Genomic DNA, 14838 nt, shown 5'->3' on the forward strand with positions numbered 1-14838 from the left:
GGGTTTTGATGAAGTTGATAATTTATACCAATATTATGACCGGTCAAGTATTAGTATGCAAGTTCATCATATTTATAAATAATATCATAGCCTTTTAGCCGAAAATATTCTAAGTCTTCTTCGTTTTGTGCGGTTACTAAAACAAAATCGCCACCCCAAGCACCAAGGCTTTTAACTATCCCAGAGGTGTAATCTCTAAATTTTAATTTTTGAATAGGAGTTTGATTTATGATTTTTGAAATAATTTCTTCGTGTGTTTTGAGGTGGTTTTCAAATTCTTTTAAATCAGATGAATGAATTATGGAAAGCGTTAAATTTGATATTTTTTCAATATTTTGAGTTCGTTCAGACTTTGAGTTTTTTAGATAATTTGAAATGGCTTCTCGACTGTTTTGTTTTTGGTTCAAATAAATAAAGTAGATAAAGGGTTTGAGTTGCTCAGAAATTTCAACTGATTGTGTTGTTACCTTTCCATCAAGCCTTTGATATATAAAAGGTTGTTGTTGTTGAGCTGCAGCAATGTCGTATCCACTTCCGCCAAAGCTTTGCTCCAATAGAAAATAAGGGTCAATTTTTGACCATTGTGCCAAATTATTAATCAATGTGGAAGATGAACCGAGACCCCAATTGTTATTAAATTCTAATCGGGTTGAAAACGCATAAGTTTTTTCAAACAATTCGGGTTTTTCCTGATATATAATTTTTAAAATTTGAAATAATCGGGTTTTAAAATTATCGCTTGTTTTATTCTCAAGAATTTCTTTTAAATCAAAATCAATTGTTTTCCAAACCTGAGCATTTTTTAAATAGCTTATCCATTGATTTTGGCGACCAGAAATGCTTTTAACACTTAAAGATTGTCCTAATTTACAAGGCAAGGCTAAGGCTTTTGCACCATCTAAAACAACATATTCTCCTGTGAGTAAAAGTTTGCCGTGACTGTAAAAGTTTTGCGTTTGCATTTAAGACCGAATTCTATTGATAAAATCTACAACCGCATTATGCGTGGCTGAATGGGTTTTAAAATATTCTATAGCTTGAGCTTTTTCGCTATTCGTGGCGTCAAATTGATTCAAAATGTTTAATAAATGCATTTTCATATGACCTTTTTGAATGCCGTCGGTTACCAAAGAATTTACAGCACCAAAGTTTTGTGCCAAACCAGCAACAGCAATGATACGCATCAGTTGCTCAGCCGATGGATTGCCCAGTATAGATAAAGCCACTTTAACTAAGGGATGAAGACTGGTTAAACCGCCAACGGTACCAACTGCTATAGGAACTTCAATCCAGAATTTAAATCGATTATTCTCAATATTGACGTGGGTCAAACTTTTATATTGACCGTCTTTAGCGGCGTAAGCGTGAACGCCAGCTTCAACGGCTCTAAAATCATTTCCTGTAGCCAAAACCACAGCATCAATACCGTTCATAATACCTTTGTTATGTGTTACAGCACGATAAGGCTCAACATTAGCAATATCGATGGCTTGTTTAAATCGGCGTGCAAAATTTTTGCTGTCTTCAGCATTGGTTGCCAAGTCTTCAATCGGGCAAGAGACTTCAGCACGCACGGTGCATTCTGGTACATAATTAGATAAAATGCACATAATGACTTCAACGTTTAAATGGTGTGCTATTTTTTCAAGGGTTTTGCCAAATTGTTCTAAACAAGAATTGATGAAGTTGGCACCCATAGCATCAACCGTTTCAAATGTGCAATGCAACTGATAATAATGCTCAAGTTGATCAGTTTTATTGACCAGCTCAATGTTTTTAATGCCACCGCCACGCCTTTTCATATTTTTAGTGATGTCGCTTGCGTCTTCAAAAAATTGAGCCTTGTGTTTTTCAAATGCATCTTTAAGTTGATGATATTCACTTTGACAACTAAAATGTACTTGCCCAACCTTGGTGGTGCCAAGAACTTGTGTTTTAAAACCACCTTTGTTTCCCCAAAATTTCGCGGCTTTGCTTGCTGCCGCCACCACAGAACTTTCTTCTATCGCCATAGGAATGCAATAAACTTGATCATCTATAATGAAATTTGGAGCTAAGCCAAATGGCAAATAATAGTTTGAAACGGTGTTTTCAGCAAACTCATCGTGAAGTTTTTGGAGCTTTTTGTCAGAATTACAATATTGTTTTAAAATTGATTTGGCTTGGTCTTGACCTTGTAAATATTGTTTACAAACCCAATCAATTTTTTCGGCTTTAGTCAATTTTGAAAATCCAGATATTTTGGTCATAAAGTTTTTTTTAATCAACCTTCATCATTTTTTTGGATAGTGAAATGCTGTCTTTGAGCATAGGTTTTCGGGTTTCGGTCTTGAGACGTCTTAAGCTATCATTGACGCGATCTATAGAATCTATGATTTGTTTTTGTGCTTCAATATTTTTTTGAACCTGTTCGTATATTTTTATATTGGCTTCAAAATCTAAATTGTAATAATTCATATTTTGAGCTAAAGTCAAACTGTCGATATCAAATTTGTTATAAATATGCTCCGTTGGTTCTATTCCGTAAGTTTCAAATTTTTTAGAATTTGTTCTGTAAACCCCATCTAATATCAGCATATCTGTATAAATTTCTACCATTTTATCTTGAGAGAGCAACTTGTCAGGTTTGGTTTGTTTTTGAACATCGCTGCAAGACCAAACAACAAAAATCGCTAAAGTTAAAACACAGATATATTTTCTATCTATCAAATTCAAGGCGTTGTGCATTTTTAATATCATTAAATTTAAAATTATCGTAAATCAATTGTCCGTTGACAAAGGTTTTTTCTATTTGTGATTGAAAAGTTGTGCCTTCAAAAGGAGACCAACCGCATTTGTATAAAATATTATCTTTTGTAATGGTCCAAGATTTTTTGGTGTTCAATAAAACTAAATCTGCCTTGTAGCCTTCTTTTATAAATCCGCGTTTATGCACGTCAAACAGTAAAGCTGGATTGTGACAAAACTTTTGAACAATATCTTCAAGTCTGATTTTGCCTTGATGAAAAAACTCAAGCAAAGCAGGTATGGCGTGTTGCACTAACGGACCACCGCTTGGAGCTTTGGTGTAAACTTGATTTTTTTCTTCTAAAGTATGCGGTGCGTGGTCTGTGGCTAAGACGTCGATTTTGTTGTCAAGCAAGGCTTTGAGTAATTGGTCTCGGTCTTGAGCGGTTTTTATGGCGGGATTCCACTTGATGTGCGTGCCTTTTTCGGCATAATCTTCGTCTGAAAACCACAAATGGTGAATGCAAACTTCTGAAGTGATTTTCTTTTTCTCTAAGGGAATATCCGAGTCAAAAAGATGCGTTTCTTTGGCTGTTGATAGGTGAAAAACGTGCAATCTGGCGTCAGTTTTTTTAGCTAATTCTACCGCTCGAGATGACGATAAGTAGCAGGCTTCTTCACTTCTGATTTTTGGATGATATTTGACTGGTATATCATCGCCGTATCTAACTTTATAGATTTCCATATTTTTCTTGATGGTGTCTTCATCTTCGCAATGTGTTGAAATAATAACAGGAGAGTGTTTAAAAATCTCTTCCAAAACTTTCCAATCATCAACCAACATATTTCCCGTAGAAGAGCCGAGAAATAACTTCAGTCCAGCGGTAGTTTTGGGGTTGATTTTTTTGATGTCTTCTAAGTTGTCATTTGTTCCTCCAAATTTAAAGGAATAATTAGCATAAGATGACTTTGCGGCCATTGCAAATTTTTCTTCTAAACGCTGATGCGTTACGGTTTGCGGATTGGTGTTGGGCATTTCCATAAAAGACGTAATGCCACCAGCTACTGCAGCTAAAGAGCCTGTTTTTATAGTTTCTTTATGGGTTAATCCCGGTTCTCTAAAATGGACTTGATCATCTATAGCACCTGGAATCAGATATTGACCGTTGGCATCAATGAGCTGATGATTTTTTTCGAGATGGATATTTTTATCAATTCGTTGGATAGTGTCATTTTCGATATAAATATCAGCGGTATAAATACTTTGTTCATTTACGATTTGAGCATTTTTGATCAGATAAGCCATAATTAATTGAACTTTTGTTTAAAAAATATACTTTTTAGCCTGAGATTGATGACGCCTAAAACAGCTTCCCAAATAATGCGTTTGTCCATTTTTGATTTTCCTTTGGTTCTATCGGTGAAAATTATAGGGACTTCTTTTAAATCAAAACCAAGTTTGTAAGCTTTATATTTCATTTCAATTTGAAAAGCATAACCTACAAATTTAATTTTATCAAAATTGATTTTTTCAAGAACACTTCTGTGGTAACAGACAAAACCAGCTGTGGTATCGCAAATAGGTATTTGAGTAACAACCCTGACATACCATGATGCTATCCAAGACAAAAGCACGCGATTCATTGGCCAGTTGATGACGTTGACACCTTTTGAATATCTTGAGCCAATCGACAAATCTGCACCTTGTTTGAAACAAGCGTTGTACAGTCGAATCAAATCATTTGGGTTGTGTGAATAGTCGGCATCCATTTCAAAAATATAATCGTAATTGTGATTCAATGCCCATTTAAAACCTGCAATATACGCCCGACCTAAACCTTCTTTTTTTGTTCTTACAAGCAAATTTAAACGCTCGGGGTATTCTTCTTGAAGTGTTTTTACTCTATCAGCAGTGCCATCAGGCGAGCTATCATCAACAATTAGAATGTGAAAATTTACATCTTGAGCAAAAACATTTCTGACAACTCTTTCGATATTTTCGATTTCGTTGTAAGTCGGAATAATAACAATTCTTTCAGGCATAGCAAAAGCACATAAAAAAACAAAAATAAAACAATATTCTATATAGAATTTCTTTGTTGCTTGAGATTTGGCGTAATTTTGTCAAGACTTACAATTTGTTATGCTTAGAGAATCTGTTTCTTATGATTGGTTTACCTTAAGTTTTGTTTTATTACTTATTGGCTTTGTGTTGATTAAGCAGTTGTATAGCATCAAATATATTCAATTTGTAAAGCTTGTTTTTTCAGAAACCTATTTTTCTGATAAACTGAAAGAATTGCGATATGTTACAAATTTTGAAATTTTAATTTTTATACTTTCTCATCTTGTATTGGCACAATTTGTTTATTTATATATTCAAAAAGAAGGAATAGATATTGGTTTAAATTTGAATTCTTTTTTAAATGTTTTGATTGTTTTTATCATCTTAGGCTTGTTTTCAACCGTTAAATATTATTTTGAAAAATTTGTGAATTTTTCATTTTGTAATAGTTCATTTTTAAACTATTATTTGTTTTATAAGTTGACAATTTGGTCTTATGCCATTTTTTTAGGACTTCCTTTTCTGATTTTAGAAGTTTATGCACCATTTTCATCAATTAATTTTATGAATGTTAGCTTAGTGATAATGGGGCTTTTCTTTGTGATTAGCCTGTTGGTTTTTGCATATAAAAACCTTAGTTTGATAATGCGTCATTGGTTTTATTTTATTTTATACCTTTGCACCCTTGAAATAGCACCGTATTTTTTTATGTATAAAATCTTTGCTGTTGACTAAAAATATGAAAATTAGTGCTCTATGAAAGTGAAAACAATTCTAATTTCACAGCCTGAACCTAAAATTGAAAATTCTCCTTATGCTGAACTTGAAGAAAAGCTCAATGTAAAAATAGATTTCATTCCATTTATTCACGTAGAAGGTGTAGATAGTAGAGATGTCAGGCAACAAAAAATAGATTTATCAAAATTTACTGCCATCATATTGACGAGTAGAAATGCTGTGGATCACTTTTTTCGTATTGCTGAAGAAATGCGCTACAAAATTCCTAACACCTTAAAATATTTTTGCCAAAGTGAAGCGGTGGCTTACTATCTTCAAAAATATGTGGTTTACAGAAAACGTAAAATTTATGTGGGCAAACGCACTTTTCAAGATTTAATTGTCAACATCAAAAAACATTCAGGTGAGAAGTTTTTATTGCCATCGTCTGATGTATTAAAACCTGTTATTCCACAACAACTCGATAAAATTGGTGTAGATTGGAAACGCGGTATTTTTTACAAAACCGTGGTAAGCGATTTATCGGACTTAAAAGATGTTTTTTACGATATTCTCGTGTTTTTTAGCCCAAGCGGTATCAAATCACTTTACGAAAACTTTCCAGATTATGAGCAAAAAGATACTAAAATTGCTGTCTTTGGAAACTCTACTTTAAAAGCTGCCAAAGAGAAAGGCTTAAAAATAGACATTAAAGCTCCTACACCCAAAACACCTTCTATGACAATGGCTCTTGAAAAATATGTAAAAGAGCAAAACAAAAAATCAAAGGTTAAGTAACGTGAGTTAGATTTATTGAAAGCTGTAAATCAGATGATTGCATCTTTTTGTAAGCAAATTTTGTCATTTCGAACGAAGAATGAGGAGAAATCTCATCCTACTGAGATGTCTCATCGCTCATGCTTCGCTCTATCAACATGACAAATGATTAAATATCTGTATTTTATTGTAATTTATATCGAACTCACGTTAAATAGATACCAAGTAATTACCCAAAAAATAGGCAAAGCCTCTACCCAAAACGAAGCAAAATACGGTTTTTGAACTTTTTTTGAAGCCAAGATAAATCCCGTAAGTGACATATAAATGATGATGTATGTCAAATTGTGTTGATAACTATTACCAAAATATTTGTGTGTTGCTAATGCAATTAAAACTAAAACTGAAATCATTTTAATTTTAGGTATTCCAAAAATACTGACTAAAGTTTTGAGATAAGTTTCATCAAAACGCACATCTCTAATTTCAAAGGGAATCATTAATAATAATATCCAAATAAAACGCTCAGTGTAGTTGAACCACCACATTGAATTGATATTATTTGCCAAAGCATTTTCTTGTAAAAAAGGCAACACAAAACTTACCGTGGCCCAAATCAATGCAATGATAAACACCTTTAACACAGAAGTTTCTCTTAAATTTTTATTTTGAATGGGAATAGCATACAGTAAAGTCAGAAGCCCTAAAACTCCACAAACAAAAAGCACTTTATAATTCACAAAAAAAGCCGAGACACATAAACCTAAAAAGCAACAAAACGAAAAGATTTGAATTTGCCGTAATTGATTGGTCAAACTTCGGTGATGCAACTTGGCAACTGGGGCGTATTTTACAAAATTATAGCCTGTTACTGAGCCAAAAAACACAAAACTCTTCAAGCCATAATCAAAAGTGATTTTAAATTGCAGACATGTAAAAACCAACAAGGCAACAACTGCCAAAGCCACGTGAATACTTGAATTGATATAAAACCGAAATAGAGCTTTAAAAAATTTCATAAATCAAAAATACATTAATTCAAAGAGTGTTGTAAATCTTAACGAATGTGTGTTAGTATTTAACAAGTGTTTTGTGTGAAAAATCTTACTTTTGCAAAAACCTAATTTGATACGTATGAACACTTCGGTATTTGCCAATAGACATATCGGTCCGCGTGGTGAAAACTACAACGATATGCTCAAAACCATAGGCGTTTCTTCAATTGAAGAGTTGATTTTTGAAACCCTACCAGACAACATCAGGCTAAAACAATCGCTCAACTTGCCAGAAGCCATGAGTGAACATCAATTTAGTCAATATATCAATGCTTTAGCTGAAAAAAATCAACATTTTAAAACCTATATCGGATTAGGATATCATGAAGCTATTTTGCCAGCGGTCATTCAAAGAAATGTTCTTGAAAATCCAGGTTGGTACACTGCTTACACGCCTTACCAAGCCGAAATTGCCCAAGGTCGGTTAGAAGCTTTGTTGAATTTTCAAACCGTAGTCAGTGATTTAACAGGCATGAAAATAGCTAATGCGTCGCTACTCGATGAAGCCACAGCTGCTGCAGAAGCTATGAGTATGTTGTTTGCCGTTAGGTCAAGAGCAAAAAAGAAACAAAAAGCTCAAAAATTCTTTGTCTCTGAAGACGTTTTCCCACAAACTTTGGCGGTTTTGCAAACTCGAGCACAGCCGCAAAATATAAAGCTCATCGTCGGTCGTCACGAAGACTTTGATTTTTCTGAAGATTACTTTGGAGCGTTTTTACAATATCCTGGCAAAACAGGACAAGTTTATAATTTTAAAAGCTTTGTAGAAAAAGCTCAAACACTTGACATCAAAACCGTTGTAGCAGCAGACTTGATGAGTTTGGTGTTGCTTGAAGCTCCTGGCAGTTGGGGTGTTGATGTTGTGGTCGGCACAACTCAACGATTTGGCATTCCTTTGGGCTATGGCGGACCACACGCAGCTTACTATGCCACCAAAGAAGACTATAAAAGACAAATCCCAGGTCGTATTATTGGCGTAACCAAAGATATGGATGGCAATCGTGGTTTGAGAATGGCTTTACAAACCAGAGAGCAACACATTAAACGCGACCGTGCGACTTCTAATATTTGTACTGCTCAAGTGCTTTTGGCTGTTATGGCAGGCATGTATGCGGTTTATCACGGTCCAAAAGGTTTAGAATTTATTGCCAAACAAATTCATCAAAAAACCGCAAACCTTGCTGATGCTATAGAGCGTCTTGGTATTTTTCAAGCCAATGAAGCCTATTTTGACACGCTTTTACTAAAAGCAAATGCTAAAAAAGTTAAAGCGATAGCCGAAAAACATCAGATCAACTTTTATTATCCTGATGCAGAATCGGTTTGTATTTCTATTAACGAAGCGACTTCAATTGAAGACTTGAATGCAATTTTAAAAGTTTTTAAGGAATATAAATCAGCAAAAGATGTTGTCATCAATAAATTAGAAAATTTTGATATCATTACAAAACATCATCTTAACCGAACTACAGATTATTTACTAAGCTCTGTTTTCAATACTTACCATTCAGAAACGGAATTGATGCGTTATATTAAATCTTTAGAACGCAAAGATTTATCGCTTAACCATTCTATGATTTCTCTTGGGTCTTGCACAATGAAGCTAAATGCCGCTACTGAAATGTTACCATTGAGCAATCCTAAATGGGGAAATTTGCATCCTTATGTTCCTGTTGATCAAGCCCAAGGCTATCATCAAATACTTGCTGATTTAAAAAAATATTTAACTGAAATCACCGGTTTTTCTGCGACATCTTTACAGCCTAATTCTGGTGCTCAAGGTGAATATACAGGCTTAATGGTGATACGTGCTTATCATCAATCCAGAGATGAAGGTCATAGGCATATTTGTTTAGTACCATCTTCAGCTCACGGCACCAATCCTGCAAGTGCAGTTATGGCGGGAATGAAAGTCGTGGTTGTCAAATCAACGGAAAAAGGCAATATTGATGTTGATGATTTAAAAGTAAAAGCTGAAAAATACAAAAATGATTTAGCTGCATTGATGGTCACTTATCCATCTACTCACGGTGTGTTTGAGTCAAGCATTAAAGAAATTACAGACTGTATTCATCAATATGGTGGGCAAGTTTATATGGATGGTGCTAATATGAACGCTCAAGTGGGCTTGACCAGTCCTGGAGTTATTGGTGCTGATGTTTGCCATTTGAATTTACACAAAACCTTTGCCATTCCACACGGTGGTGGTGGACCAGGCGTTGGACCAATTTGTGTGGCTAAACAATTAGCACCGTTTTTGCCAAGTAATCCGTTAATTCATACTGGTGGTGAGAATGCAATTTCTGCAGTTTCAGCTGCACCTTGGGGTTCTGCTTTTGTTTGTATCATTTCTTACGCCTATATCAGAATGCTTGGTGAAGAAGGCTTAAGACGATCTACAGAAGTTGCCATTTTAAATGCCAATTATGTCAAAGAGCGATTAAAAGAATATTATCCAACCTTATATGCTGGCGAATGCGGACGAGCTGCTCACGAAATGATTATAGATTGCAGACCATTTAAGAAAAATGGTATTGAAGTGAAAGATATCGCTAAACGTTTGATCGATTACGGTTTTCATTCGCCCACTGTGTCGTTTCCCGTTGCTGGCACAATGATGATTGAACCTACTGAAAGCGAAAGCAAAGCAGAACTCGATCGCTTTTGCGATGCCATGATTAGCATAAGAAAAGAAATTGATGAATGCCAACCAGAAGATGATGGCAATTTGTTAACTAATGCACCGCATACCCAAGCGATGTTAACCGCAGATGAATGGCAATTCAGTTATTCCAGACAGCAAGCGGCATTTCCATTAGATTATGTTGCCGATAACAAATTTTGGCCTTCAATTAGAAGAGTTGATGAAGGTTATGGCGATAGAAATTTAATCTGCTCATGCAATCCTATAGAAGACTATATGGAAGAAGCTTCATAACTTATGGGTTGGATTATTGGCATTAGTATTTTATTGATTATTGAAGTTTACGCACTACAAGCTTTTAGACGTTTATTTTCAAAATTGAAAGCAACAATTATTTACATCGTTGTCAGCTTATTGGTTTATGGATTGATGATTGGTAGCTTTTTTGCTAAAGTTCAAGGTGGCACATTTGGACAGCCAAGGGATTTGTTTATTGGTTTATTTTTAAGTGTAATAACTCTAAAAATTGGGCTTCTAATTTTTATGTTTGCCGAAGATATCACGAGAATATTTCGCTATATCTATCGGTTAATCTTTCCGTCTTCTAAAAAAAGTTTTCCATCAAGACGAAAATTTGTAAGTCAATTAGCACTTGGGGTGAGTGCTATTCCATTTTTATCGCTTTTATACGGGATGTATCAAGGAAAATACAACTATAAAGTTTTAAAATATAAACTGGAGTTTGATGATTTACCACAAGCATTTAAAGGATTTAAAGTGTTGCAAATCAGCGACATACATTCAGGAAGCTTTGATAATAAAGACAAGGTGAAATACGGCATCGATTTGATTAATGCTCAGAATGCTGATATTATTTGTTTTACGGGTGATTTGGTGAACAACCTTGCTAGTGAAATGAATAATTGGTTTGATGTTTTTAATCAACTTCAAGCTAAAATTGGGATTTATTCAGTTTTAGGAAATCACGATTATGGCGATTATCACGATTGGGACACCGAAGCTGACAAAACCAAAAATTTTAATCAATTGCTTAATATTCATAAGCAAATGGGTTGGAAAATGCTGAGAAATGAAAATGTAAGTATTGAAAAAGCAGGAGAAAAACTTCATATTGTTGGTGTAGAAAATTGGGGTAAAGGCGGATTTGTGAAATATGGCGATATTGATAAAGCATCACATAACTTAAACCCTGAAGACTTTAAAATATTGATGAGTCACGATCCATCGCATTGGGATGAAGTAGTAAAAAATCATCCTAAAAACTTTCAAATCACATTAAGCGGTCACACACATGGTATGCAATTTGGCATAGAAATACCAGGTTGGCTCAAGTGGAGTCCAGTGCAATATCGCTATAAACAATGGGCTGGGATTTACAAACACAATAAGCGACTTATCAATGTCAATCGCGGTTTTGGCTATATAGCTTATCCTGGTCGCGTTGGAATTTGGCCTGAAATAACTGTTATTGAGTTAGGATAATACGTAATCGATTTTTTAGTGAAAAAGGCTGGCTTAGGGATTGAGGCATTGTTGGAGCTCTTGACACGCCATAAGCGTGGCAAAGCGACTGCCGAAAGCCCGACACTGGCAATAGCTTAGCTATGTCAGTGGAAGCCCCAAATAATTACAATATATTTTGGGGTTTTATTTTCTTTTTAAAACCTTACTTTTGCAAGGAAAATTTTGTGGATATTATGGCATATCAATTTAAAGACATCGAAGCGAAATGGCAGAAGTTTTGGGCTGAAAATAAAACCTTTAAAGCTCTACAACCATCAGAAAACCAAGAATCTAAAAAACCGTTTTATGTTTTGGATATGTTTCCGTATCCATCGGGAGCGGGTTTGCACGTTGGGCATCCGTTGGGCTATATTGCCAGTGATATTTATGCACGCTACAAACGTCATCAAGGCTACAATGTGTTGCATCCACAAGGTTATGATTCGTTTGGATTGCCAGCCGAACAGTATGCTATTCAAACAGGTCAACATCCAGCGAAAACAACCGAAGCTAATATTAAACGCTATCGTAAACAGCTTGACCGCATTGGATTTTCATTTGATTGGGATAGAGAAGTTCGTACGAGCGACCCGAAATATTACCGTTGGACGCAGTGGATTTTTATTCAATTGTTTGAATCGTATTACGATTTTGACGAACAAAAAGCCAAACCTATTGATGATTTGGTCAAAGTATTTAAAAAACAGGGCAATGCAAATCTTAATGTGGCTTGTGATGAAGATACTACAGCATTTTCAGCTGAAGATTGGAAAGGATTTTCTGATGACAAAAAAGAGAAGATTTTACTTCAATATCGCTTGACTTATTTGGCTGAAACGGAAGTGAATTGGTGTCCTGCACTCGGCACAGTTTTGGCTAATGACGAAATTGTTAACGGCTTATCAGAACGTGGCGGTCATCCAGTAGAGCGTAAAAAAATGAAACAATGGAGTATGCGTATTTCTGCTTATGCAGAGCGTTTGCTACAAGGTTTAGAGAATTTAGATTGGTCAGATTCTATCAAGGAATCACAACGGAATTGGATAGGGAAGTCAATAGGTTCTCAGGTAAAGTTTGCAGTGAAAGAACATAACGATATCATTGAAGTCTTCACTACAAGACCTGACACCATTTTTGGTGTTTCATTTATGACGCTTGCACCAGAGCACGAATTGGTGCAGAAAATCACTACGACTGAACAAAAAGAAGCGGTTGAGAATTATATTGCAGAAACCGCGAAACGCAGTGAACGCGATCGTCTTGCCGATGTAAAAACCATCAGTGGTGTGTTTACAGGGGCTTATGCTGAACATCCGTTGACCAAACAGCCTATTCCGATTTGGATTGGCGATTATGTATTGGCAGGTTATGGCACTGGTGCTGTGATGGCTGTGCCTTGTGGCGATCAACGGGATTACGATTTTGCTAAGCATTTTGATCTTCCTATTCCTAATATCTTTAAAGACACAGATATTTCAAAAGCAGCCTTTGGAGAAAAAGACAATACGCTGATTACCAATTCAGACTTTTTAAATGATTTGCCTATTAAAAAGGCGATAAAAGTTGCAATTCAAGCCTTAGAAGACAAAGGTGTTGGCCAAGCCAAAACCAATTATAGATTACGCGATGCGGTGTTTTCTCGGCAACGCTATTGGGGTGAACCCTTTCCTGTGTATTATGTAAATGGATTGCCCAAAATGATAGAGGAAAAACATTTGCCATTAGAATTGCCAGAGGTTGAAAAATATTTGCCCACCGAAGATGGCGAACCACCTTTAGGCAGAGCCAAAAAATGGCACTGGCTCCAATATGGCGATACAGCAGAAGTAGTATCACAAGAAACATTTGAGAATTCCTCCCCTTTGGGGAGGCTAGGTGGGGCTCTAGAGCTCAACACCATGCCAGGTTGGGCGGGCAGTTCGTGGTATATGTTTCGCTATATGGAAACAGAACATCGCGATGAGGTGTTTGCCTCTCAAGAAGCATTAGACTATTGGCAAAATGTCAAACTGTATGTTGGTGGAAGCGAACATGCCACAGGACATTTGTTGTATTCAAGATTTTGGACTAAGTTTTTAAAAGACCGTGGATTTTTAAGCGTTGAAGAGCCTTTTCAAAGGATGATTAATCAAGGCATGATTTTAGGGGAAAGTGCGTTTGTGAATGGATTTATGTTGACTTTTAATTTTATTGAAGATAAAGAATATAATGACTCATTACCAATTGATAAACCAAGACCTGTTTTTTTAGCAATTTCAAATGACATTTATAAAGACGTTGTGAATGGTAAAGAAAATAAGTTATTTAAAGATATTATTAAGTCTATTCAAAATGAAATTAAAATATCATTTAATTATGAAGAAATAAAAGGTGTTTGGAAATCTCCTAGATATGAGCCAGTTTCTGTGCACGCCGACGTCAATTTAGTCAACACGTCCAACGAGTTAGACATCGAAGGTTTTAAACAATGGCGACCAGAATTCAAAGACGCCAAATTCATTCTGCAAGACGGAAGTTTATACAGTGCCGTCACTTCCCCTTTGGAGAAGATGGATGGGGCTTCTGATAGGGCTTCTTTCAAAGTCTCTCGCGAAGTCGAAAAAATGTCAAAATCTAAATACAACGTCATCAATCCCGATGATGTGTGTGATGAATATGGTGCTGATGCTTTGCGATTATTTGAAATGTTTCTCGGTCCGATAGACCAAGCCAAACCTTGGAATACTGCTGGTTTATCAGGTGTAGTCGGTTTTCTTAAAAAATTATGGAAACTCTATCACGATGGGGATAACTTTACAGTAACAGAAGACAAAGCCGATAAAAAGGCTCTTAAAATCTTACACCAAACCATCAAAAAAGTCAATACTGATATTGAAGACTTTAGTTTTAATACTTCGGTATCGAGTTTTATGATTTGTGTGAACGAATTGAACCAGTTGAAATGTAATAGCCGAGAAGTTTTAGAGCCTTTATGTGTTTTAGTTGCTCCTTTTGCACCGCATATTGCTGAAGAAATTTGGGAAAAACTCGGACACGAAAATTCAGTGAGTTTTGCAAAATATCCTGTACATGACGAACAATATTTGGTAGAAGACACCAAAACTTATCCTATTTCTTTTAATGGAAAAATGCGTTTTACTTTAGATTTGGATTTGAGTTTATCAAAAGACGAAATAGAAAAACACGTGATGCAAGACGAACGCACACAAAAACAATTGCAAGGTCGCACGCCTAAAAAAGTGATTGTTGTGCCAGGTAAAATTGTGAACATTGTGGGGTAGTATCTCTATTCGTTCCGATAGCAATCGACGGGATAGTTGATGTGAATG

General features: G+C 35.5%; 11 protein-coding genes. 5 read left to right on the forward strand and 6 right to left on the reverse strand.

Annotated features, from left to right (window positions below; genetic code table 11):
* Positions 1-50: 50 nt before the first annotated feature.
* The 5 genes from ACSSV5_RS08595 to ACSSV5_RS08615 are packed head-to-tail and all read right to left on the reverse strand — an operon-like array spanning position 51 to position 4770.
* Positions 51-962 (reverse strand): GYDIA family GHMP kinase, encoded by a 912-nt coding sequence (locus ACSSV5_RS08595; protein WP_454245549.1) that lies wholly within the window; start codon positions 960-962, stop codon positions 51-53.
* Positions 963-2249, reverse strand: coding sequence for a hydroxymethylglutaryl-CoA reductase, degradative (locus ACSSV5_RS08600; RefSeq protein WP_454245550.1), 1287 nt, complete (start codon positions 2247-2249; stop codon positions 963-965).
* A 10-nt stretch (positions 2250-2259) separates the two neighbouring features.
* Entirely contained in the window at positions 2260-2715 is a 456-nt protein-coding gene (locus ACSSV5_RS08605) for a DUF4296 domain-containing protein (RefSeq protein ID WP_454245551.1), read from the reverse strand.
* Positions 2699-4036: a dihydroorotase gene (locus ACSSV5_RS08610; RefSeq protein WP_454245557.1), complete on the reverse strand. Its 1338-nt coding sequence runs from the start codon at positions 4034-4036 to the stop codon at positions 2699-2701. The genes ACSSV5_RS08605 and ACSSV5_RS08610 overlap by 17 nt, the downstream gene beginning before the upstream one ends.
* Positions 4036-4770 (reverse strand): polyprenol monophosphomannose synthase, encoded by a 735-nt coding sequence (locus ACSSV5_RS08615; RefSeq protein WP_454245552.1) that lies wholly within the window; start codon positions 4768-4770, stop codon positions 4036-4038. The genes ACSSV5_RS08610 and ACSSV5_RS08615 overlap by 1 nt, the downstream gene beginning before the upstream one ends.
* Before the next feature lie 100 nt (positions 4771-4870).
* Between ACSSV5_RS08615 and ACSSV5_RS08620 the strand changes: the two genes are divergently transcribed.
* Together ACSSV5_RS08620 and ACSSV5_RS08625 are read left to right on the forward strand one after the other, a co-directional pair.
* Complete coding sequence (locus ACSSV5_RS08620; RefSeq protein WP_211065327.1) at positions 4871-5527, forward strand: DUF4271 domain-containing protein; 657 nt, start codon at positions 4871-4873, stop codon at positions 5525-5527.
* 21 nt (positions 5528-5548) lie between these two features.
* Positions 5549-6307: a uroporphyrinogen-III synthase gene (locus ACSSV5_RS08625; protein ID WP_454245553.1), complete on the forward strand. Its 759-nt coding sequence runs from the start codon at positions 5549-5551 to the stop codon at positions 6305-6307.
* Positions 6308-6480: 173 nt separating this feature from the next.
* Here ACSSV5_RS08625 and ACSSV5_RS08630 read toward each other — a convergent pair whose 3' ends face one another.
* Positions 6481-7305 (reverse strand): hypothetical protein, encoded by an 825-nt coding sequence (locus tag ACSSV5_RS08630; RefSeq protein WP_211065325.1) that lies wholly within the window; start codon positions 7303-7305, stop codon positions 6481-6483.
* Positions 7306-7420: 115 nt separating this feature from the next.
* Here ACSSV5_RS08630 and gcvP point away from each other — a divergent pair, with 115 nt between their 5' ends.
* From gcvP to ACSSV5_RS08645, 3 genes are all read left to right on the forward strand, one after another.
* Positions 7421-10279 carry an aminomethyl-transferring glycine dehydrogenase gene (gene gcvP / locus ACSSV5_RS08635; RefSeq protein WP_454245554.1) on the forward strand — a complete coding sequence of 953 codons (2859 nt, stop codon included), beginning with the start codon at positions 7421-7423 and terminating at the stop codon, positions 10277-10279.
* 3 nt (positions 10280-10282) lie between these two features.
* Positions 10283-11488 (forward strand): metallophosphoesterase, encoded by a 1206-nt coding sequence (locus ACSSV5_RS08640; RefSeq protein WP_454245555.1) that lies wholly within the window; start codon positions 10283-10285, stop codon positions 11486-11488.
* Between the two features lie 215 nt (positions 11489-11703).
* Positions 11704-14790, forward strand: coding sequence for a leucine--tRNA ligase (locus tag ACSSV5_RS08645; RefSeq protein WP_454245556.1), 3087 nt, complete (start codon positions 11704-11706; stop codon positions 14788-14790).
* Positions 14791-14838: the final 48 nt, after the last annotated feature.

The sequence above is a fragment of the Psychroflexus sp. MBR-150 genome, from assembly GCF_053628795.1.